A 1,265-nucleotide genomic window follows, 5' to 3' on the forward strand; every position below is an offset into this window, starting at 1 on the left:
ATTCTTCTACTGGTTATTTTAAGCATTCCGCCAATTTTTGAACGTCTTCGACTACCTGGTTTAGTGGGATTATTAGTAGGAGGAGTTGTACTAGATCCTCATGGTTTACAGCTTCTCAATAGTGAAACAGAAACTATGAAGTTACTATCAGATATTGGCAAAATATATCTGATGTTTGTGATAGCTTTATAAATTGATTTAGAACAATTTAATAAAACTATAAATTGCTCTATTGGTTTTGGCTTGACACTTTTTTTATCCCCATTATTGCAGGTATTTTAGTTGGTAGAATTTTTGGCTTTAGTTGGAATGCTTCGATTTTAATTGGTTCTCTATTTGCACCTCATACTCTTTTAGGTTATCCCATTGTTAATAGATTGGGTGTAGTGGCTAATGAAGCAGTTACTGTGACTATTGGGGCGACAATATTTACTGATATTGCGGCTTTATTAGTTCTGGCAATTTGTGTGTCGGTTAATGCGGGAGAATTTTCTGTTGTTAGTCTGATTATTCAGTTAGGAGAATTAGCTATTTATGCAGTAGTTGTTTTGTTTGGTTTTAAATGGTTAAGGGAACAATATTTCCGTCGGACTGGAGATGAAGAGGGAAATCAATTTTTATTCATAATGTTAGTTGTATTTATTGCTAGTGTAGAAGCACAAATAATTCATGTTGATATTATTGTGGGAGCTTTCTTAGCTGGTATTGCTGTGAATGAAGTTGTTGGAAATTGTCCTGTTAAGGAAAAAGTGGAATTTATTGGCAGTACATTGTTTATTCCTTTTTTCTTTGTAGATATGGGATTAATTTTGGATGTTCCGGCTAATGTAGCTCAAGTAATTATTAGAATGGCGTGGTCTTTTGATTTAGTTGTTTTGCGTTCTATGCGTCGCCGTACTGCTGGTGGTTTGGCTGTTAGTGATGTGACTAATGAGGTTTTGAAAGAGTTAAATTGTTCTTTGGTTTTGTTTGGCGAACCTCATTCTTAAGTGAAGGAAGAGGGAAAAAGGAAGAAGGAAGAGGGAAGAGGGAAGAAGGAAGAAGGAAGAAGAAGGAAAAATTTTGCGTTGTCTGAGTTTTAAGTTTTTGATATGTCTGTGCCTTTTCCTTCCACTGCCATATCACCTAACACCTACTACCTATTTTTTTATTCTTTTTTCACGCTTGGTATAACACCTACTACTTAATACCTAATACCTAATTCTGTGCAACCTCGCTTCAATAATGAATAATGAATAATGAATAATTACCTCTTCTTTTCAAGA

General features: G+C 34.6%; 1 pseudogene. It reads left to right on the forward strand.

Features of this window, described 5'->3' with window-relative positions:
• Positions 1-872 (forward strand): annotated as a pseudogene (locus tag F6K13_RS33785) (cation:proton antiporter); the annotation flags it as partial.
• Positions 873-1,265: the final 393 nt, after the last annotated feature.

Source organism: Okeania sp. SIO2B9, assembly GCF_010672505.1.
Taxonomy (GTDB): domain Bacteria; phylum Cyanobacteriota; class Cyanobacteriia; order Cyanobacteriales; family Microcoleaceae; genus Okeania; species Okeania hirsuta.